Source organism: Curtobacterium sp. C1, from assembly GCF_021049325.1.
Taxonomy (GTDB): Bacteria; Actinomycetota; Actinomycetes; order Actinomycetales; family Microbacteriaceae; genus Curtobacterium; species Curtobacterium citreum.
On sequence record NZ_CP088076.1, the window covers coordinates 3034257 to 3054832 of the forward strand.

Annotated in this window: 21 protein-coding genes and 1 tRNA gene; 10 read left to right on the forward strand and 12 right to left on the reverse strand. The window is 71.8% G+C overall.

Going from position 1 to position 20576, the window contains the following annotated elements; translation table 11 throughout:
• Positions 1-348: 348 nt before the first annotated feature.
• Complete coding sequence (locus LQK89_RS18125; RefSeq protein ID WP_331000554.1) at positions 349-1314, reverse strand: C40 family peptidase; 966 nt, start codon at positions 1312-1314, stop codon at positions 349-351.
• A gap of 301 nt (positions 1315-1615) precedes the next feature.
• Entirely contained in the window at positions 1616-2311 is a 696-nt protein-coding gene (locus LQK89_RS14560; protein ID WP_231049531.1) for a metal-dependent transcriptional regulator, read from the reverse strand.
• Between the two features lie 222 nt (positions 2312-2533).
• On the opposite strand from LQK89_RS14560, the gene serC reads away from it, so the two are divergent.
• A complete protein-coding gene (gene serC / locus LQK89_RS14565) occupies positions 2534-3652 on the forward strand; it encodes a phosphoserine transaminase (RefSeq protein WP_058740463.1) in 1119 nt (372 codons plus the stop codon).
• 123 nt (positions 3653-3775) lie between these two features.
• Here serC and LQK89_RS14570 read toward each other — a convergent pair whose 3' ends face one another.
• Together LQK89_RS14570 and LQK89_RS14575 are read right to left on the reverse strand one after the other, a co-directional pair.
• Entirely contained in the window at positions 3776-4432 is a 657-nt protein-coding gene (locus LQK89_RS14570; RefSeq protein ID WP_231049532.1) for a DUF3027 domain-containing protein, read from the reverse strand.
• Positions 4432-4809 (reverse strand): cold-shock protein, encoded by a 378-nt coding sequence (locus tag LQK89_RS14575; RefSeq protein WP_058740464.1) that lies wholly within the window; start codon positions 4807-4809, stop codon positions 4432-4434. Before LQK89_RS14575 ends, LQK89_RS14570 begins: the two co-directional genes overlap by 1 nt.
• A gap of 55 nt (positions 4810-4864) precedes the next feature.
• Here LQK89_RS14575 and LQK89_RS14580 point away from each other — a divergent pair, with 55 nt between their 5' ends.
• From LQK89_RS14580 to LQK89_RS14600, 5 genes are all read left to right on the forward strand, one after another.
• On the forward strand, positions 4865-5164 hold the full coding sequence (locus LQK89_RS14580) for a hypothetical protein (RefSeq protein ID WP_058740465.1): 300 nt from the start codon (positions 4865-4867) through the stop codon (positions 5162-5164).
• Between the two features lie 28 nt (positions 5165-5192).
• On the forward strand, positions 5193-6956 hold the full coding sequence (locus LQK89_RS14585; protein WP_231049533.1) for a helicase-associated domain-containing protein: 1764 nt from the start codon (positions 5193-5195) through the stop codon (positions 6954-6956).
• A 74-nt stretch (positions 6957-7030) separates the two neighbouring features.
• Positions 7031-8725, forward strand: a complete 1695-nt coding sequence (locus tag LQK89_RS14590; protein ID WP_231049534.1) for a DNA repair helicase XPB — start codon at positions 7031-7033, stop codon at positions 8723-8725.
• Between the two features lie 55 nt (positions 8726-8780).
• On the forward strand, positions 8781-9476 hold the full coding sequence (locus tag LQK89_RS14595) for a response regulator transcription factor (RefSeq protein ID WP_058740468.1): 696 nt from the start codon (positions 8781-8783) through the stop codon (positions 9474-9476).
• 61 nt (positions 9477-9537) lie between these two features.
• Entirely contained in the window at positions 9538-11226 is a 1689-nt protein-coding gene (locus LQK89_RS14600; RefSeq protein WP_058740469.1) for a sensor histidine kinase, read from the forward strand.
• A gap of 105 nt (positions 11227-11331) precedes the next feature.
• Here the strand turns inward: LQK89_RS14600 and LQK89_RS14605 are convergent, their stop codons facing one another.
• The 7 genes from LQK89_RS14605 to LQK89_RS14635 all read right to left on the reverse strand — a co-directional run bounded on the left by LQK89_RS14605 (position 11332) and on the right by LQK89_RS14635 (position 17232).
• A complete protein-coding gene (locus LQK89_RS14605) occupies positions 11332-12237 on the reverse strand; it encodes an endonuclease domain-containing protein (RefSeq protein ID WP_231049535.1) in 906 nt (301 codons plus the stop codon).
• Positions 12238-12498: 261 nt separating this feature from the next.
• Entirely contained in the window at positions 12499-14118 is a 1620-nt protein-coding gene (gene groL, locus LQK89_RS14610; RefSeq protein ID WP_058740471.1) for a chaperonin GroEL, read from the reverse strand.
• A gap of 252 nt (positions 14119-14370) precedes the next feature.
• Positions 14371-14574, reverse strand: a complete 204-nt coding sequence (locus LQK89_RS14615; RefSeq protein WP_058740472.1) for a cold-shock protein — start codon at positions 14572-14574, stop codon at positions 14371-14373.
• Between the two features lie 192 nt (positions 14575-14766).
• Positions 14767-15363, reverse strand: coding sequence for a LytR C-terminal domain-containing protein (locus tag LQK89_RS14620; RefSeq protein ID WP_231049536.1), 597 nt, complete (start codon positions 15361-15363; stop codon positions 14767-14769).
• Complete coding sequence (locus tag LQK89_RS14625; RefSeq protein ID WP_231049537.1) at positions 15360-15659, reverse strand: DUF3263 domain-containing protein; 300 nt, start codon at positions 15657-15659, stop codon at positions 15360-15362. The genes LQK89_RS14620 and LQK89_RS14625 overlap by 4 nt, the downstream gene beginning before the upstream one ends.
• A 98-nt stretch (positions 15660-15757) precedes the next feature.
• Positions 15758-16768 (reverse strand): DUF2332 family protein, encoded by a 1011-nt coding sequence (locus LQK89_RS14630; protein ID WP_231049538.1) that lies wholly within the window; start codon positions 16766-16768, stop codon positions 15758-15760.
• Complete coding sequence (locus tag LQK89_RS14635) at positions 16765-17232, reverse strand: GNAT family N-acetyltransferase (RefSeq protein WP_231049539.1); 468 nt, start codon at positions 17230-17232, stop codon at positions 16765-16767. Before LQK89_RS14635 ends, LQK89_RS14630 begins: the two co-directional genes overlap by 4 nt.
• A 62-nt stretch (positions 17233-17294) precedes the next feature.
• Here LQK89_RS14635 and msrB point away from each other — a divergent pair, with 62 nt between their 5' ends.
• From msrB to LQK89_RS14655, 4 genes are all read left to right on the forward strand, one after another.
• Positions 17295-17696 (forward strand): peptide-methionine (R)-S-oxide reductase MsrB, encoded by a 402-nt coding sequence (msrB, locus tag LQK89_RS14640; RefSeq protein ID WP_058740477.1) that lies wholly within the window; start codon positions 17295-17297, stop codon positions 17694-17696.
• 33 nt (positions 17697-17729) lie between these two features.
• A tRNA-Thr gene (locus tag LQK89_RS14645) sits at positions 17730-17805 on the forward strand.
• A 107-nt stretch (positions 17806-17912) separates the two neighbouring features.
• Complete coding sequence (locus tag LQK89_RS14650) at positions 17913-18062, forward strand: hypothetical protein (RefSeq protein WP_231049540.1); 150 nt, start codon at positions 17913-17915, stop codon at positions 18060-18062.
• Positions 18062-19306 (forward strand): ArnT family glycosyltransferase, encoded by a 1245-nt coding sequence (locus tag LQK89_RS14655; protein ID WP_231049541.1) that lies wholly within the window; start codon positions 18062-18064, stop codon positions 19304-19306. Before LQK89_RS14650 ends, LQK89_RS14655 begins: the two co-directional genes overlap by 1 nt.
• A 236-nt stretch (positions 19307-19542) precedes the next feature.
• On the opposite strand, the gene LQK89_RS14660 is transcribed toward LQK89_RS14655, so the two are convergent.
• Positions 19543-20574: an aldo/keto reductase gene (locus LQK89_RS14660; RefSeq protein WP_114849466.1), complete on the reverse strand. Its 1032-nt coding sequence runs from the start codon at positions 20572-20574 to the stop codon at positions 19543-19545.
• Between the last annotated feature and the right edge of the window lie 2 nt (positions 20575-20576).

A 20576-nucleotide genomic window follows, 5' to 3' on the forward strand; every position in this document is an offset into this window, starting at 1 on the left:
TCCAGGCGCTGCGGGTGCGTCGGACCGAGCGACGCCGACGTGGGACCGCGGTCTGCGACCACGCCCGGAACCACGAAGAGCACCACCCGGATGGGCAGTGCTCTCGTCAGGTCAGGGCGTGATGGTGCACGCAGGGGGCGGTGGACCGTATGTCCACGAGCGCGCGCCGACCCGTGGTGCGGGTCGTGCGGATCGCTGACATGAGGTCTCCCGTGGTCGGGCCGTGTTCGGACCGGTGCAGCATCAGGCTACGTCAGGAACCGGCCCAGCACGAGGGTGTGCGGGCCGGTTTCCGGGAGTGTTCACGGGAACGACACACGGGTCGTCACCGCGGGGGTGGGGCCGGGGTCAGATCCCGAAGCGGACGATGTGGTAGCTGCTCGTCCAGATCGGGCGGATGGACACCTTGCCGCCGGGCTTCGGCGCGTCCATGATCATGCCGTTGCCCATGTAGAAGCCGTCGTGCGAGCCGTCGTTGAAGACGACGATGTCGCCGGGCTGCGCCTGGGACTCGGGGATCGTGGTGCCGGCCGCGTCCTGCAGCGGGACCGAGTGCGCGAGGCTGATGCCGTACTGCGCGTAGACGTACATGACGTAGCCCGAGCAGTCGAAGCCGGACGGGTCCGCCCCGCCGAAGACGTACGGCGTGCCGATGTACTGCTTGGCGGTCGCGACGACGGCCGGCAGCGAGAACGGGGTGTTCGCCGAGGTCGCGGCGATCTGCTCGGCGCTCGGGCCGCTGTACGACGAGTACTGCTTCGCCGTCGCGGCACGGGCGGCCTGCGTCGCCGCGGCCTGCTTCGCTGCCTCGGCGGCGGCGTCCGCTGCGGCCTTCTGCGCGGCCTCCTGGTCGAGGGTCGCCTGCGAGGTGGCGCCGTAGCCGTCGCGGTTCGTGCCGGCGAGGGCGACGGCGTCCGACACGGAGAACTCCTGCGCCTGGGTCGCACGGACCTCGCGCTGGGCGGTGGCGGCGGCGGAGCCGGTCTGCTGCGTCGCGGCGAACGCCGGGGCGACCGCGACGGTGCCGAACATGCCGCACGCGACGGTGAGGACGACCGGCGCCAGGAAGCGGCGCTTGCGGGCGGTGGCGCTCGCCTTCGTCTTCTCGGCGGCGAGGGCGGCCTGCGCGGCACGACGACCGCCGGGGAGCGGCGCGTCGCGGACCGGGGTCACCTTGCGGACGGTGGAGGTGGTCGCGGGGGCCTGGCGTGCTGCCCGCCGGGTGAGCGGGGCGGCTGCCGTGGGGGTGGCGTTCGCGGTGTTCGTCGGGTTCGCGGGGGTCTGGCCGTCCGCGGCGGAACCGGTCTGCGTCAAGAGTGGTGTCTCCGGCGTCTCGTCACCACGGCCGGGCGGGTGTTCCCGGTCGTGCAACCCCATCCGTTCGTCATCGTTTCCGATCGAGGCAGGAGACGGGCGCGAGACGTCCTGCCACGGGTCCTGGGCCTCGTGGGCGACCCGGGACTCGACGAGTGTACGTGGGCGTCGTTACCGTGTCGAGATGAAACGGCGGTTCGGTAACGGAACGATGACGAATCCCTGATCAGGGGCCTGTCGTCCAAGTGACCTTGTGCGGTTTCTCAGGCTCGGGGATGTTCGCGGGCGGGCCGGGCGGCGGTCAGGCGTGCTCGATGTAGACGTGCTGGGCGACCTCGGTCGGGAGCTCGATGCCCGACTCCTCGCCCTCGACCCGGACGGCCACGTAGGCCCCCGCACGCTGCACGCTCGCGACCCGACCCGGCATCACACCGGCGGTCCGCAGCTGGTGCAGGAGCTCCGGTTCGAACTGCACCGGCTCGCCCAGACGGCGGACGATCCCGGTCGCGACGGCGTCGGTGCCCTCGGTCGCGGCGACGATGTTCCGCACGCCGTCGAGGAACCCCGGCGCCGTCGGCCCGCCGATCTCGGCCAGCCCGGGGATCGGGTTGCCGTACGGCGACTCGGTCGGGTTGCCGAGCATCTCGAGCAGGCGGACCTCGACCTGCTCGCTCATCACGTGCTCCCAGCGGCAGGCCTCGTCGTGCACGAACGCCCAGTCGAGCCCGATCACGTCGGCCAGCAGGCGTTCGGCGAGCCGGTGCTTCCGCATCACGTGGGTCGCACGGGAGCGGCCCTCGGTCGTGAGCTCGAGGTGCCGGTCGCCGGAGACGACGACGAGCCCGTCGCGCTCCATCCGGGCGACCGTCTGCGAGACCGTCGGACCCGAGTGACCGAGGCGCTCGGAGATGCGCGCACGCAGCGGGACGATCCCCTCTTCTTCGAGGTCGAGGATCGTCCGGAGGTACATCTCCGTGGTGTCGACGAGATCGGTCACGGTCCGCCTCTCAGGTCCGGTTCCAGCGCGCCCCACACTACTTGTTCACGGTGACAGCGACGGACCGACACCCGTCAGGGGACAGACCGTCCCGAGGGATCGTCACGAGCGTCCGGGTCCCGCCCGGCACGTGGCGACCGGCCCGGAGGCACGCCCCGCGCCCGCCCCGTCCGGCCGGTGCAGGGTCGGCTGGGCTGGGACACCGCTCGCTAGGATCGCTCCATGGCAGACATCGTCATCCCCGCCGACCTCCTCCCGACCGACGGCCGCTTCGGCTGCGGACCGTCCAAGATCCGCGGCGCGCAGCTCGAGTCCCTCGTGACGCGCGGGGCGACGATCCTCGGCACGTCCCACCGGCAGAAGCCCGTCAAGGACCTCGTCGGCAGCGTCCGCCGCGGGCTCGCCGACCTGTTCCAGCTCCCCGACGGCTACGAGGTCGTCCTCGGCAACGGCGGCTCGACCGCGTTCTGGGACGCCGCCGCGTTCGGGCTCGTCGAGCGCCGGGCGGAGAACCTGTCCTTCGGCGAGTTCGGCTCGAAGTTCGCCAAGGCCACGGCGACCCCGTGGCTCGAGGCCCCGCACGTGGTCGAGGCCCCCGGTGGCTCCCTCGCCGCACTCGAGCCGGTCGAGGGCGTCGACCTCTACGCGTACCCGCACAACGAGACGTCCACGGGCGTGATGGCCCCCGTCGTCCGCGCGGCCGGGGACCCCGGTGCCCTGACCGTCGTCGACGCCACGAGCGCCGCCGGCGGTGCGGCCTTCGACGTCAGCGCGACCGACGTCTACTACTTCGCGCCGCAGAAGAACTTCGCCTCGGACGGCGGCCTGTGGCTCGCACTGTTCTCCCCCGCGGCGCTCGAGCGCGTGGAGCGGATCGCTGCGAGCGACCGCTACGTGCCGGAGTTCCTGTCGCTCAAGAACGCGGTCGACAACTCCCGGCTCGACCAGACGCTGAACACCCCGGCGCTCGCGACCCTGCTCATGCTCGACGACCAGGTCTCCTGGATCAACCAGTCCGGCGGGCTCGCGTGGGCGGACACCCGCACGAAGACGTCGTCCGCGACGATCTACGACTGGGCGGAGTCGGTCGACTACGCGACGCCGTTCGTCACCGACCCCGCGCACCGGTCGCAGGTCGTGGCGACGATCGACCTCGACGACGCGATCGACGCCAAGGCCGTGGCGGCGACGCTCCGCGCGAACGGCATCGTCGACACCGAGCCGTACCGGAAGCTCGGGCGCAACCAGCTCCGCGTCGCGACCTTCACGGCGATCGACCCGGACGACGTCGCGCAGCTCGTCCGCTCGATCGACTTCGTCGTGCAGGCCCTGCGCGGCTGACCCCCGCGGGCTGGCTGGCTCGCAAAACGCAACGAGGGCGGCTCCTCGCAGCGGGATGTCGCTGCGGGAAACCGCCCTCGTTGCGTCTTGCGGAGGTCGGAGGCCGCCACCCGGAGACCGGCGTCAGGCGTGCCGGTCCGGGTCGACCTCGGTCGGGTCGAGCCGGTCCAGCTCCAGGTCGTCGTCCGGGTCGACGGGACGCACCCGCGCGGCACGACGTCGGGCGCCACGGGAGCGCACCGGAGCGGGCTCCTCGTCGTCGTCTTCGTCCGCCCCGTCGACGTCGACCCCGTCGAGCTCGTCGTCGTCGGACTCCTCGAGGTCGTCCTCGTCCTCGTCGCCGAACGCGTCGTCGTCGTCGGACTCGTCGTCGTCCGCCTCGTCGTCGTCCGCGTCCTCGTAGTCCGCGTCCTCGTCGTCGTCCTCGTCGGACTCGTCGTCGTCCTCGTCGGACTCGTCGTCGTCCTCGTCCGACTCCGCCTCCGCGTCGTCGTGCCCCGCCCGGTACTCGGCGAGCCGCTCGGACCACGGCACCCACTCCGGCGCGAGCAGCGAGCCGTCACCCGGCAGGAGTTCGACCTCGAGCACGGTCGGCTCGTCACCCTCGACCTGCGCGACCGAGACGGTCCAGCGCCAGCCGGGGTACCCGGGCATCCGGTTCGAGAACTGGACCGAGACGACCCCGTCGCCCTCGTCGACCGTACCGACCGGCTGCCCCACCGTGGACTCCGGCGTGACCTCGAGCAGCGCCTTCCGCGCGAGCTCCGTGACGTCCACCATCAGGCGTCCAGCTGGTCTGCGACATGGCGCAGGATCGCGGCGATGCGCTCGCCGTTCTTCGGGTAGCGGCCGTGCCGGAGGTCGCCGCTGATGCGGTCGAGCTCCTTCACGAGGTCCTCGACGATGACGGCCATGTCGTCGGCCGATCGGCGGGACATCTTCGCGAGCGACGGTGCGGGCTCGAGCAGGCGGGCGGACAGTGCCTGCGAGCCCTTCTTGCCCTGGACGACGCCGTACTCCAGCCGCGTCCCGGGCTTGACCGAGGTGACACCGTCCGGCAGCGAGGACGCGTGCAGGAACACGGACTCACCGTCGTCTCCGGAGATGAACCCGAACCCCTTCTGGTCGTCGTAGAACTTGACCTTGCCGGTGGGCATGCGTGGACTCCTCGTGGTCGTGGAACGGCCGTGGTGCGTCGGATATCCTGGGCCGATGGCCAAGCCGACCCGATCCACCGGGACCCCCCGCGACGCAGCGGACTCCTCGGTGACGTTCAATCGTACCGAACGCGTCCTCGGGTTCATGGTCGGGGGCATCTTCATCGCCGCCTTCCTGTGCATCGCGGCCATGATCGTGATGTGGCTGACCGTCCCGAGCGCCCAGGGTTCGATGCCCTGGCCCGTGATCATGGCGATCCCGCTGATCGGTCTGCCGATCGGGATGGTGCTCGTCTTCGTCCTCCTCGGACTCACCTGGTCCAAGCGCGCCCGCGAGAACCGGTCGGCACGCTGAGGACCGGCGACGACCGGAGCGGCGGACGATGACGACCACCGCAGACCTCGCCGCACGCCTGCGCGCGACGCCCGACGACGACCTCGAACGACTCGTCGTGGCACGACGGCTGCCCGCGGCGGTCCTCGCGGACTCCGGTCCGCAGCACGCCGCCGACTTCTTCGACCTGGCCGAGGCGCTCCGGACCGACGACGCCGTCGACGCCGCACTCGAGCACCTGCCCCGTGCCGCGCTGCTCGCGCTGCGGGACGGCGAGGCGGGTGACGCACTCGCCCCCGCCGTCGCGCTCGGCCTGGCGGATGCGTCCGGCGGCATCGACGACGCGGTCGCGGCCCGCCTGGCCGCCCACCCCGACCTCGTGGCACTGGACCGGACAGGAGGCCCGTCCCGCGTCCGGCGGTCGGCCGACGACACGCAGGCGGCCGACCCCGATCGCGCGCGCGCCACGGGTGCCGAACGCGCCTTCGCGACGATGACCGTCCTCGCCGAGCTCCTGCGCGCCGTCCGCGCCGGGAGCGTGAAGGAGCTCGTGAAGGGCGGGATCGGGACGCCGCTCGCCAGGACCCTCGGCGAGCGCACCGGCACCGATCCCGAGGTCGTGCCCGATCGACTCGCGCTCCTCGCCCGCGTCGGGTTCGCCGACCCCGGCGAAGGGCTCTGGCACACCACACCGGCGGGCGACGACTGGCTCGTCGCGCCGTGGCCGGACCGATGGGTCGGGCTCGCCGGGCGCTGGTGGGACGCCCTCGACCCGGCGGTGCACGACGTGCTCGAGAGCGCCGGCGACGACCTGCGGGACCTCGTCGCGCTCGGGCGCTGGGCGTACCCGGCCGGTGCGCGGTGGCTCGACGCGGAGCTCCTCGTCGTGGCCGGCACCGCGGAGTCCATCGGGCTCGCGGTCGACGGCCTGCTCACCACGACCGGTCGGGCCGTGCTCGACGGGGACACCGACGCCGCGGCCGCCGACCTGCCACCCACGGTCGAGGGCGTGTACCTGCAGCACGACCTGACGGTCATCGCTCCCGGGCCGCTCTCCCCCGCCGACGACGCGGCCCTCCGGTCGGTGGCCGACCTCGAGGCCCCGGGGCTCGCGGCCCGGTACCGCGTGTCCGAGGAGTCCGTCCGCCGTGCCCTCCGCGCCGGCAGCACGAAGGACGAGCTCCTCGCGTTGCTGGACCGGCTGTCCGCCACGGGCGTGCCGCAGCCGCTCGGCTACCTCGTCGAACAGGTCGCCGGACGCGACGGCAGCATCGTCGTCGACGTCGGACCGGGCGGGGTCGGCACCCGGGTGCACGGCACGCCGGACCAGCTCGACCTGGTCGGGGTCGACGCCGAGCTCCGCCAGCTCGCGTGGGAGCGGCCCGACCTGACGACCCTCGTGACCCGGCACCCGGCGCACGTGGTGCACGCAGCGCTCGAGGACCAGCGCTACCCGGCCGTGCTGACGGCCGCAGCCCGCCCCGCGACGCAGGGCGTGCCTCCCGTCCGTCGCCGTGCCGCCGGACGCACGCCGGAACAGGCGGCGCACGCACTCGTCGAGCGGCTGCGGCTGACGACCGAGCGCGGCGAGGCGGAGCCGGAGCAGGAGTGGCTCGGCCGGCAGATCGACCTGGCCGTGCGGGGGAAGACCCCGATCCGGCTGACGGTGCGCATGCCGGACGGATCCGAACGACCCGTCTCGATCGTCCCGACCTCCGTCGCGGCCGGCCGTGTGCGCGGACGGGACACGGCGGTCGACGTCGAACGCACGCTGCCGCTGTCGCTCGTCGTGGCGGTCGAGAGCGAGGCGTGACGCCGAGGGCGGCGACGCGCAGCGTCCGGGCCGGGCACGGCAGCTCGCAGCCGCGACGCCTAGGCTGATCCGTCATGAACGGACCGCTGATCGTGCAGAGCGACCGCACCGTGCTCCTCGAGGTCGCGCACCCCGACGCCGAGGACGCGCGGCACGAGCTCGCCGCCTTCGCCGAGCTCGAACGCGCCCCGGAGCACGTGCACACGTACCGGATCACGCGGCTCGGGCTCTGGAACGCACGGGCCGCGGGGCACGACGCCGAGTCGATGATCGGCACGCTCGAGCGCTTCGCGAAGTTCCCGGTCCCGCAGAGCGTCACGGTGGACATCCGCGACACGGTGTCGCGCTACGGACGGCTCGTGATCCGGCGCGAGGAGCGTCCGGACGCCCCGGCGATCGCGAACTCACCGACCGAGGAGCTCGAGCGCCAGCCGGTGCTGCTCCTGACGGCCGAGGACCCGTCCGTCCTCGCCGAGGTGACCCGCTCGAAGCGGATCAAGCCGCTGCTCGGCGACCAGCGGTCGTCCTCGGAGATCGAGCTGCAGCCGTGGGCACGGGGCCAGGTCAAGCAGGAGCTCGTGAAGCTCGGCTGGCCGGCCGAGGACCTCGCCGGCTACACGCCCGGGCAGCCGCACCCGATCGACCTCGACACGGCGTCGTGGCACCTGCGGCCGTACCAGGAGCAGGCGGTCGACACCTTCTTCGCGCAGGGCTCCGGCGTCGTCGTGCTGCCCTGCGGCGCCGGCAAGACGCTGGTCGGTGCCGGTGCGATGGCGACCGTCAAGGCGACGACGCTCATCCTCGTCACGAACACCGTGTCCGCGCGGCAGTGGCGCGACGAGCTGCTCCGCCGGACGACCCTGACCGCGGACGACATCGGCGAGTACTCGGGCACGTCGAAGGAGATCCGCCCGGTCACGATCGCGACGTACCAGATCCTCACCGCCCGCCGGAAGGGCGAGTACACGCACCTGTCGCTCCTCGACGCCCTCGACTGGGGCCTCATCGTCTACGACGAGGTCCACCTGCTCCCCGCGCCGGTGTTCAAGCTGACGGCGGACCTGCAGGCGCGCCGTCGGCTCGGCCTGACCGCGACGCTCGTGCGCGAGGACGGCCGCGAGAGCGACGTGTTCTCGCTCATCGGGCCGAAGCGCTACGACGCCCCGTGGAAGGAGATCGAGGCCCAGGGCTACATCTCCCCCGCCGCCTGCTACGAGGTGCGGATCGACCTGCCGCACGCCGACCGACTGGAGTACGCCGCGTCCGGCGACGACGAGCGCTACCGGCTCGCCGCGACGTCACCGGCGAAGACCCCGGTCGTGCGGGAGCTCATCGAGAAGCACCGCGGCGAGCAGATCCTGGTGATCGGGCAGTACATCGACCAGCTCGACGCGCTCGCGGAGTCGCTCGACGCCGCGGAGATCACCGGGGCGACGCCCGTCGACGAACGCGAGCGGCTGTTCCGGGCGTTCCGGCAGGGCGACATCGACGTCCTGGTCGTCTCGAAGGTCGCGAACTTCTCCGTCGACCTGCCCGACGCGACCGTGGCGATCCAGGTGTCCGGCTCCTTCGGGTCCCGTCAGGAAGAGGCCCAGCGACTCGGCCGGCTCCTGCGCCCGAACAAGGACGGTCTGCCGGCGTCGTTCTACACGCTCGTGACGCGGGACACCGTCGACCAGGACTTCGCGCAGAACCGGCAGCGGTTCCTCGCGGAGCAGGGGTACGCGTACACGATCCTCGACGCCGACCAGGTCCAGGCAGCCGCGTAGCCGGCACACGATCCGCTCCCAGGAAACCTCTAGGGAACGGTCAGAGGATGTGTCCATGACCGATGGCCCCAAGATCCTGATCGTCGACGACGAACCGAACATCCGCGACCTCCTCACGACCTCGCTGCGTTTCGCCGGGTTCGCCGTCCGTGCGGTCGGCAACGGGGCACAGGCGATCTCGGCCGTGCTCGAAGAGGAACCCGACCTGATCATCCTCGACGTGATGCTCCCCGACATGAACGGCTTCGGCGTCACCAAGCGCCTCCGTTCGTCCGGGTACACCTCCCCGATCCTGTTCCTCACCGCGAAGGACGACACCGAGGACAAGATCACCGGCCTCACGGTCGGCGGCGACGACTACGTCACGAAGCCGTTCTCGCTCGACGAGATCGTCGCGCGCATCAAGGCGATCCTGCGTCGCACGATGAACGACGAAGAGGACGCGATCATCCGCGCCGGCGAGCTCACGATGGACCAGGACACGCACGAGGTCACGATCGGCGACGCGCAGATCGAGCTGTCCCCGACCGAGTTCAAGCTCCTCCGCTACCTCATGCTCAACCCGAACCGGGTGCTGTCGAAGGCGCAGATCCTCGACCACGTGTGGGAGTACGACTTCAACGGCGACGCCGGCATCGTCGAGTCCTACATCTCGTACCTGCGCCGCAAGCTCGACCAGTACTCGAGCGAGCCGATCATCCAGACGAAGCGCGGGTTCGGCTACATGCTGAAGGCGACCAAGGCGTCCTAGGGTCGCTCTCTCGGCGGGCGTCCGGTTCCACCGGACGCCCGCCGCTTATCCTCGGGACAGCATGCACACGCGAATGAGCCGCTGGTGGGACGGGATCTCCCTCCGCACGAAGATCACCGGGATCACGGTGCTGCTCGTCGCGCTCGGGCTCCTCGTCGCCGGACTCGGCACCATGACGGTGCTGTCGACGTACCTGATGTCGCAGCTCGACAACAACGTCAAGCAGACGACGGAGCAGCTCGAGGGCCAGAACATCAGCGACGGCGAGCAGTACTGCAAGCTGTCCGTCGTCCTGTCGCAGAGCGCCTACGTCGCGGCGTACGACTCCCGCGGCGACCAGATCTGCCAGACGAAGGCGTCGAGCCGGCCGGACATCCGCTCGCTCGACTTCTCGGCAGCCGCGCAGAGCTCGCAGCGCTTCTCGCTGTACGACAGCCAGCACAACCACGAGTGGCGTGCGCAGATCATCCCGGCGTCGCTGCAGAACCAGTCGAGCGGCACCTCGGAGACCGGCTACGTGCTCGTCGCGGTGTCGAGCGCGGACACCGACCAGACCATCGCCCGCTTCACGGTCATCTTCCTGGGCTTCGGCATCTCGGTGATCCTGCTCGGCGCGATGCTCACCCGGCTCCTCGTCACGGCCACCTTCGACCCGCTCCGCGACGTCGAGGACACCGCCGCCCGGTTCGCCGCCGGCGACTTCAACCAGCGTCTCGAGGCGGACACCCCGAACACCGAGGTCGGCCGCCTCAACCGCTCGCTCAACGCGATGCTCGAGCGGATCGACTCGGCGTTCGAGGACCGCGAGCGCACGATCGACCAGATGCGCCGCTTCGTCGGCGACGCCTCGCACGAGCTCCGGACGCCGCTCGTGTCCCTGCGCGGGTACGCCGAGCTGTACCGGATGGGTGCCCTCCGCAAGGAGGAGGACGTGGCGCAGGCCATGGAGCGCATCGAGAAGGAAGCGCAGCGGATGGGCCTGCTCGTGCAGGACCTGCTGCAGCTCGCGCGCATCGACGAGTCGAAGCCGCTGGAGCTCGGACCGGTCGACCTCGTCGCGATCGCCCGCGACTCCGCCCTCGACACGATGGCGTCGAACCCGGACCGCGAGATCCAGGTGCTCGTCGAGGACTCCGTCACCGGGGTGAGCGTCGCGCAGCCCGTGCGACCGACCCTGGCGAAGGGCGACACCGGCGAGGTGCCCGGTTCACCCCCGTCAGCGAACACCACCGGGCCGATCGCGTTCTCGCGGCAGACCATCGCGCGGCTGCGTGCCCGTCGGACGCGGGCGATGGGCGTCGAGGGCGGCGTGCCCACCGACGAGACCACCCCGCTGCCGACGATCGTGCTGCCGGCCCGCCCGCCGATCGTGCTGGCGGAGGAGAACAAGATCCGCCAGGTCGTCACGAACCTGATGGGCAACGCGATGCGCTTCACCGAGCACGACGACCCGATCGAGATCGGCATCGGCGTGGACGACGAGCGCGGGATGGCCCACATCGACGTGATCGACCACGGCGAGGGCATCCCGCCGCAGCTCCGCGACAAGATCTTCCAGCGCTTCTGGCGTGCGGACACCTCGCGGGCCCGGGACACCGGCGGTTCGGGGCTCGGCCTGGCGATCGTCTCCGGCATCGTGCAGGCGCACCACGGGTCGGTCGAGGTCTTCGACACCGAGGGCGGCGGCGCCACCTTCCGCGTCTGGCTCCCCCTGCTCCCCCGCGACTACACCCCGACGCCCGCCGCCTGACACCGCCGCCGGCGCGGCCCGCGCGCCCCGCCCCGCGCGGCCTCCCGCCGCGCGCCGAGCGTGCCACATGTGGGCCTCTCGTCGCCGTCGCCCGACCGGAATCGCTCAGCCGGCGGATCGCGTGCGGCGTGTCCTGCCCGCTCGATCGGCGAAGGCACGGCGGAGCCGCTCGAACAGCACCGCCGGACGTGCGACGTCGACCGCGGTCGCGTGGATGACGAGCCACCCGTTGACGGTGAAGCCGTTGCTGCGACGCTGGTCTCGGCGCCAGGTGTCCTGATCGCGGTGGTGGTCGCCGTCGTACTCCAGCGCGATGCGGTACTCGGGCCACGCCATGTCGACGCGGCCGAGGAACGTTCCGGCGGCGTCGAGGACGTCGACGTTCAGCTCCGGCTCCGGGAAGCCGGCATCGACCACCCCGAGCCGGAGCCGCGTCTCCATCGCCGACTCCGCACCGACGCGGATGCGCTCGAGCGCTGCGCGCGCGGTCCGGACGCCGCGGGCCCCGGGCACGATCGACGCGGCGAGGTCGTCGGGCGTGGCCAGGGCATGATCGCGACGCACCATGTGGTCGCCGAGCACGACGAGATCCGCGGCGGAGAGGAGGTCAGCGCACTCGAACCAGCTCTGCGCCGGGCTACTGGCCCGGCCCAGCGGGGTGTCGCGCACGTCCGACGTCGGCAGCCGATGGCCGACCACCCCACGGCGGCGCATGGCGACCGTGCCGTCGGACGAGACGTGGACGACGTCGTCGATGCCGGCGCCGCGAGGGAGCGGCGCGCCCCAGATGCCCGCCGCGGTGGTGTGGCTGAAGCGCTGGCCGTCGCGGAGCACGACCGACAACGCTTCGACCTGCCCGACCTCGGCTCCCGCGGGAGCGCGGACGCCGTGGACCGGGACGACGAGGTCGGTGCGCCGCAACCGCTCCTTGCCGATGCCCGCTCGGAGCGCGTCCGCGACGGCGAACACGGTCTGGCCGAACGGGACCGGGAGCGAGCGGGGCTTCGACATGCCGACGATCATCGGCCGTGCACTGACACAACCAGCCCCGCGGAGCCGTGACTGTGGAGAACGACGGAGGACGGGCCTCCTGTGCGAAGCCATGCGCCCGCCGCGAGCGGGCAGGACATGCCGCGTGCAGAACGCGGACTGGGCAGAACCGGTCGCCCCGCGACGTCCACCGCGACAGAAGTGGCCCGCTCGGCGGCACCCGCCCCCGCACGCGGAAGGGCCCCGCACGCACAGCGTGCGGGGCCCTTCCGTCAGGACTCTTTAGAAGTCCATGCCACCCGTGGGGTCGCCGGCCGGCATGGCCGGGGCCTTCTCGGGCTTGTCGGCGACGACGGCCTCGGTCGTGAGGAACAGACCGGCGATCGACGCAGCGTTCTGCAGCGCCGAGCGCGTGACCTTGGCCGGGTCGATGATGCCCGCGGCGACGAGGTCGACGTACTCACCGGTCGCGGCGTTGAGGCCGTGACCCGACTCGAGCTCGCGGACCTTGGCGGCGACGACGCCCGGCTCGAGACCGGCGTTCAGCGCGATCTGCTTGAGCGGTGCGTCGATCGCGACGCGGACGATGTTCGCACCGGTCGCCTCGTCACCCTCGAGGGAGAGCGAGTCGAGCGCGACGGACGCCTGGATGAGGGCGACGCCACCACCGGCGACGATGCCCTCTTCGACAGCGGCCTTCGCGTTGCGGACGGCGTCCTCGATGCGGTGCTTGCGCTCCTTGAGCTCGACCTCGGTCGCGGCACCCGCCTTGATGACGGCGACGCCACCGGCGAGCTTCGCGAGACGCTCCTGGAGCTTCTCGCGGTCGTAGTCGGAGTCGGTCGCCTCGATCTCGCCGCGGATCTGCTTGACGCGGCCGGCGATCTGGTCCTCGTCGCCAGCACCCTCGACGATGGTCGTCTCGTCCTTGGTGATGATGACCTTGCGGGCCTTGCCGAGCAGGTCGAGGGTCGCGTTCTCGAGCTTGAGGCCGACCTCTTCCGAGATGACCTGGCCGCCGGTGAGGATCGCGATGTCCTGCAGCATGGCCTTGCGACGGTCGCCGAAGCCCGGGGCCTTGACGGCGACGGACTTGAAGATGCCGCGGATCTTGTTCACGACGAGGGTCGCGAGGGCTTCGCCGTCGACGTCCTCGGCGATGATGAGGAGCTGCTTGCCCGCCTGGATCACCTTGTCGACGACCGGGAGCAGGTCCTTGATGTTGGAGATCTTCGAGTTGACGATGAGGATGTACGGGTCCTCGAAGACGGCCTCCTGGCGCTCCGGGTCCGTGACGAAGTACTGCGACAGGTAGCCCTTGTCGAAGCGCATGCCCTCGGTCAGCTCGAGCTCGGTGCCGAAGGTGTTCGACTCCTCGACGGTGACGACGCCTTCCTTGCCGACCTTGTCGATCGCCTCGGCGATGAGCTCGCCGATGGTGGAGTCAGCGGCCGAGATCGACGCGGTCGCGGCGATCTGGTCCTTGGTCTCGATGTCCTTCGCGTTGGCGAGGAGCTGGTCGGAGACGGCGGCGACGGCCTTCTCGATGCCGCGCTTGAGCGACACGGGGTCGGCACCGGCGGCGACGTTGCGGAGGCCCTCGCGGACGAGCGCCTGGGCGAGGACGGTCGCGGTCGTCGTGCCGTCACCGGCGACGTCGTCGGTCTTCTTCGCGACCTCCTTGACGAGCTCCGCACCGATCTTCTCGTACGGGTCGTCGAGCTCGATCTCCTTGGCGATGGAGACACCGTCGTTCGTGATCGTGGGGGCGCCCCACTTCTTCTCGAGGACGACGTTGCGGCCGCGCGGGCCGAGCGTCACCTTCACGGCGTCGGCCAGGGTGTTCAGGCCGCGCTCGAGGCCGCGACGGGCCTCCTCGTCGAAAGCAATGATCTTAGCCATGTGAGTTTCTCGTCCCTCCCGGACGTCGTCATGGGGGTCGTGCTGGCACTCAGCGTGAGCGAGTGCCAACGCCGATTCTGGCACTCGACGAGGTCGAGTGCAACACAGCCGGGAGGCACGGGTCGTCTTCCCAGGACACGCACCGACACGACGCGGTCGCGCCCGGCACCACACGGCCGCGCCCGGCACGACGGACACCCGGGACGACGAACGCGCCGCCCCGAGGGGACGGCGCGTTCCGGGTGTCGCGGTTCAGGCGGGGCGGACCGACTCGGCCTGCGGCCCCTTCGCGCCGGTGCCGACGTCGAACGTCACCGCCTGGCCCTCCTCGAGGACCTTGTAGCCCGACATGTCGATCGCCGAGTAGTGCACGAACACGTCCTGGCCCCCTCCATCGACGGTGATGAAGCCGAAGCCCTTCTCGGCGTTGAACCACTTCACGGTTCCGTTGGCCATGATCTCTTGCTCCCTGGTGGTGCTGGTGCAGACGACGGGTCGTCGTTGGTGCGGACGACAGGCCGTCGTCTGGCGATGACTCTGACCGAACAAGCGCGGCGTGGCAAGGGTTGTGACGCCCTTTCACGCCGATTCCGTCAGAATTCAACGTCCCGGAAACACCGCCGTAACGAACCCGGCGCGGGGAGCGTGTCAGCCGGCGTAGTCCGCGCCGAGCACCACGGTCACGTCGGCGTTCGGGAACGCCGCCGACTGCTGCACCGCGGAGACCCCGAGCGCCTGCGCGACGCCCTGCGCCACGGCTGCCTGCGACTCCTGCTGGTAGTACACGATCGTCGCGGTGGTGCCGGTCGTCCCGGCGTCCCCGGTCGAGCGCACCTGCCAGCCGGCGTTCCGCAGCGCGGCCGCGCCCTTCGCCGCGAGCCCGGTGGTCGATGTGCCGTTCAGGACGACCAAGCTCGTGGCACCCTGCTCGGCGGGGGTCGCGGCCGTCGGGGCCTGGGTCTCGGACGGCGACGGGGTCGCTTCGCCGGAGGGCTCACCGGTCGCCGGGGCCGAGGCGGACGCGGACGAGGACGCAGCCGGCGAGGACGTCGACCCCGGGAACGAGTAGCTGCCGTTGAGGAGCGCGAGCACGAGCACCCCGATGAGCACGAGCACCCCGGTGGCGAGCGCCGCCCAGGCGAACGCGATCCAGCCGCGGCCACGACGCCGGGCACCGCGGTGCGCCCCGACCCGGGGGCCGTCGGTGACGTCGTCGAACCGGTCTCGCGGGAATCTCTGGGTCATCGTTCCTCTTCACGGGGATCGGTCGTCGTGCCGGAGGCGACGAAGGAGCGCGCCGCGCGGGCACGGGTGCGGGCGTGCCGGAGCCGCTGCAGTCGGGTCACGAGCTGCGGGTCGTACGCGAGCGCCGCCGGCAGGTCGATCACGCGGTTCAGCACCTGGTAGTAGCGCGCCGGCGACATGTCGAACTCGACCCGGATCTCCGCTTCCTTCGTGCGGTCGTGCCGCGCCCGCTCGTGCTCGAAGGCGAGCACGTGCTTGTCGAGCTCGCTGAGCTCGTCGGCGGGGATGGTGGTCACGGCACTTCCGGTCACGGTGGGGTAACGGGTCTCGCACATCGTAGGGGTGGCGGGCACGCCGACCCTGGCACGCGCCTGGACTGTCGCGAAGCCCGCGTTCAGGCTGCGGGCGCGCGGAACCACCGCACGCGGACGCCGAACGGGTCGGACACCGCGAGCGCGACGCCGTCGAGCGACAGGGTCGCGAACGCGTCCGGGTCGCCGGGGTCGACGTCGCCGGGCAGGGTGGCGGCCACGCCGCGCAGTATCCCGGTCCGTTCGAGTGCGACCCAGCGCACGCCGCGCTCGCGGAGCCGGTCGACCACCCGCTGCCGGTCCGCGCCGGGCACGTAGACGAGCGTCCCGGTCGTCAGGACCACCGGTTCGCAGTCGTCCGGCAGGGCATCCAGTGCGCGGTCCAGGTCACCGGGCAGGGTGCCCCGGATCCGGACGGGAAGCACGGCGAGCGTCGCGCGCGCCGCCGCACCCATCAGGGCGGTGCGGTCCGTCGCCTCGGGCGGGACGGCCTCGACCAGGCGGTCGAACGCGCCGGGCTCGGCCAGGTCGATCGGGTTCGGGTCGAGGGCCACGCGTGCACCGATCCGGATCGGCGTGGCACGCGGCGCGGGCACGGCGCCGGAGACGGCGACCGTCAGGAGGATCGACGGCTCCGCGACCGCGGTGTGCACCCGCACCCGCTCGTCGCGCACCCCGTCACCGGGCACGTGGTCGAGCGTCACGCGGTCCGGGATCGAGCAGAGCCCGGCAGCGGCGCCCGCGTCGACGAGCCCCAGCGGCCGCTCGGTCGCCGCGGCGAGCGCCTGCAGGACAGGGACGACCGGACCGAGGCGACGCGGGTCGTTGGCCTGCACCGTGGCGGCGGCGAGGGCCGTGACCAGGGTGGGGCGTGCCTCCCGTCCGAGCGCGCGCAGCGCACCGGGGTCCGCCGGGTCCGCGCCGAGCCGCCGGGCGACCGCGAAGACCAGCTCGGGCTGCCGCTGCTGCTCCGGCACCGCCTCCAGGAGCGCGACCAGGTCGTCGTCCACCGAGCGTGCCCAGGCCGCGTACGACGGTGAGACCGGGGCGATGCGCTCCGCGTAGGCGGCGTACCGCTCCCGCGTCCCGGTCACGGTCGGTACATGCCGACGTGGCGGATGCCGGCCTCGTCGTACGGGGTGCCGAAGCGGGCGAACCCGTGCCGCTCGTACAGCCCGGCCACGTACTCCTGCGCGTGCAGCACGAACGGCTCGTCGCCGTGGGCGGCGAGCACCGCGCCGACCAGCCGGTCGGCGACCCCCTGCCCGCGGTGGTCCGGGTGCGTCGCGACCCGACCGACGACCCACGCCGGTGCTGGGGTGCCGTCGGGGTGCGGCTCCCCCGCGGCCGGGCGGACGAGCCGGAGGTACCCGACCGGATCGTCGTCCGCTCCGAACCACCAGTGCTCGGTGTCCGGGTGGCGGTCGCGGCCGTCGAAGTCCTCTGCCGTGACCCGCTGTTCGAGCGCGAACACGCGGTTCCGGAGGACGACGATGCCGTACAGTTCGTCCGTCGTCAGACGGTCCCAGCGGGCGTGGCGCACGGAATGCTCGGACATCGTGGCGAGTTTACTGAGGTGGCCGGGCAGCCCGTCGACCCGGCCGGAAGCAGGAGGAACACATGACGTACAACGTCGACAAGTCCGACGCCCAGTGGCGCGAGGAGCTCTCCCCGGACCAGTACGCCGTCCTCCGGCAGGCCGGGACCGAGCGCCCGTGGACCGGTGAGCTGCTCGACGAGGAGCGCGCCGGCGTCTACACGTGTGCGGCCTGCGGAGCGGAGCTGTTCAAGAGCGGCACGAAGTTCGACTCCGGCTGCGGCTGGCCGTCGTTCTACGAGTCGGTGCGCCCCGAGGCCGTCCAGCTCATCGAGGACAAGTCCCTCGGCATGGTCCGCACCGAGGTCCGCTGCGCGAACTGCGGGGGCCACCTGGGGCACGTCTTCCCGGACGGCTTCGGCACCCCGACCGGCGACCGCTACTGCATGAACTCGATCTCGCTGAACTTCGAGGCCGCGGAGTGACCCCCGACGCGCCCCGGTAGAGTGGGCGCGTCAGCCGGCATGGCGCAATTGGTAGCGCACCGTACTTGTAATACGGGGGTTGCGGGTTCGAGTCCCGCTGCCGGCCCCATGATCGCAACGGCCACCGCACCCGCTCCGATGCGGCCCCGACGACGACCGTCGCGGTGGCTCCCCCTGGCGACGGCGCCGTGGACCCGTTGGAGCGTCTTCGCCGTCGTGGCACTGTGGGCGGTGTACCAGGACCTGTGGCGGCTCGGCGAGGGCAACGTCCAGACCGACGAACCGGCCTACCAGCAGCCCGGATGGGGCTACCTGCACGGCGACTTCAGCGAGAACCGGCAGCACCCGCCCACCCGAAGTACCTGATGGGCCTGACGCAGCTGGTGTTCGGCGAGGGCGTCACGTCGGCGCGGATCGCGGTCGCCGTCCTCGGACTCCTGACCGGTCTCGTGCTGTTCGTGTGGCTGCGGCGCGACGTCGGGTGGTGGACGGGGCTGCTCGCCGCGGCGCTCTGGTGGCTGCCGCCGCACGGGATCCTCGACGACCCGAGTCGCATCGACCGTCTGGCACTCCTCGACGGTCCGATGGTGGCGTTCGGCGTCGTGGCGATGTGGTGCGGCTGGCGGTGGGCGACCGGTGGCCGCTGGTGGTGGGTGCTCGCCGCCGGGCTGGCCGCGGGACTCTCCGTGACGTCCAAGGAGATCGGCGTCCTGCTCGTGCCGGCGTTCCTGCTCCTCCCCGTGCTCTTCCGTCGCTGGTGGGCGCTGCTCTGGGGTGGTGCGCTGTTCCTGGCCGGGTTCGCGGCCACGGTCGTGGTGCCGTACCTGCCGTTCGGGGTCGTCTCCACTATCACCGAGATGATCGCCTTCCAGCGGCAGCACGCCGTCGACGGGCACCTGGTCGAGGTCGCCGGCATCATCACGCGGCACTCCCCGTGGTGGGCGAACCTCTGGTACATGTGGCAGGGCACCGGCACCGTCGTGTGCACGGTCCTCGGCGTCGGGGTCCTCGCCGCCCTGGTGCTCCACCCGTCCCGGCTGGTCCTCTGGGTCGCCCTCGCGGCCGTCCCCTTCGTGGTGTTCTTCCTGGCGGTCAGCGACGTGGCGCTCGGCGAGTACTACATCGCCTGGGTCCCCATGGTGGTCGTGCTCGCAGCGATCGGCATCGGCCGACTCGGCACCCTGCGCGGCCCGACCTGGTGGCGCGTGGCCGGCCTCGTCGTCGCCCTGGCGCTCGTGTCCGCAGCCGGGTTCTCGTCCGTCCGGCTGTCGATCGCGACCTGGACCATGCACGCGACGGGCATCGGCCGGCTGCCGGAGGTGCTCGCGCAGACCCACCGCGAGGACGCCTTCGTGCTCGCCCAACGGCAGTCGCCGTCCTCGGTCGCCGCGTTCGTCGGGCACGACCAGACGCGCGACCCGGCGGCCGGACCGTTCGACCTGGTCGTCATCGGGCAGGACCCGCGGTACGGGCTCGACCCGGCCCTCCCGGCGTTCGCGGCGGCGCACCCCGACCTGGTCCGGGTCGTGCACCTGGACGACGTCGAGGTGCTCGTTCCCGACGGACGCCTGCAGCTGACCCCGGGAGGGTGGCAGGTGGTCCCGCGTTGACCGAGCGACACCGGTGGACGGCGAGAGCCCGAGCGACGGATCGCTCGGGCTCTCGGCGCGTGGAACGCGGATCAGGGGGCGTTCCGGGCGCTCGACGCGGTAACCAGCCGGCCGTGTGTCGAGGATGACACCAGAACGGGGGACGTGTCCACAGATCGGTGACTCTTCGCGGCTTCCCGCACGGATGTGCAGGATCCGGCCACCGCGACTGCGTTCCCGCAGGCAGCCGCCCGGGGTCAGCGGCCGCCGGTGATGCGACGCTCGCGCTGCGCCACGCCCGCCGTGCCGTACGGGTAGTCGTCGATCCGCGGGGCGCTCGCGTCGGTGAGCGTCCGGAGCTCGTCGTCCGTCAGCACGAGGTCGGCGGCACCGAGGTTGTCCTCGAGCTGTGACACCGTCCGGGCGCCGAGGATGACGCTCGTCACCGCCGGACGGGCGAGCAGCCACGCGAGGGCGACCTGCGACCTCGAGGCCCCGTGCGCGTCGGCCACGGCGGACACCGCGTCGAGGACCTGCCACGTGCGCTCGTCGCCGTTCCGAGCCTCCCACGCCTCCATGCCGCGCTGGGGGTTCTCGCCGAGCCGGGTCGCGCCGGTGGGGGCCTCGTCGCGCTGGTACTTGCCGGAGAGCCAGCCGCCGGCCAGGGGCGACCACGGCAGCAGGCCGATGCCGGCGTCCAGGCACGCGGGGACGACCTCGTGTTCGATGTCGCGGACGAGCAGGTTGTACTGCGGCTGCAGGGTGACCGGCGGCGCCCAGCCGTGGGCCTTCGCCTCGTACACGGCCTTCGTCACCTGGTAGCCGAGGTAGTTCGAGAAGCCGTAGGTGCCGATCTTGCCCGCGGAGACGGCGTCGTCGAGGAAGCGCAGGGTCTCCTCGATCGGGGTGAGGGCGTCCCACGCGTGCATCTGGTACAGGTCGATGTGCTCGACACCGAGTCGCTCGAGCGAGGCGTCGAGGGCGACCCGGAGGTGCCGACGGGACAGGCCGAGGTCGTTCGGGCCGTCACCCTGCGGGAAGCGCCCCTTGGTGGCGAGGACGACCTGCTGCGCCTCGGTCGGGTGCGCGGCGAGCCAGCGGCCGATGATGCGCTCCGACTCGTTGCCGGAGTACACGTCCGCGGTGTCGACGAGCGTGCCGCCCGCGGCGACGAACGTGTCGAGGATCTGGTGCGAGGTGGGTTCGTCGGCTTCGCTGCCGAACGTCATGGTGCCGAGGGTCAGCGTCGACACCGATGTCCCGCTGTTGCCGAGGAGTCTGTAGTCCATGG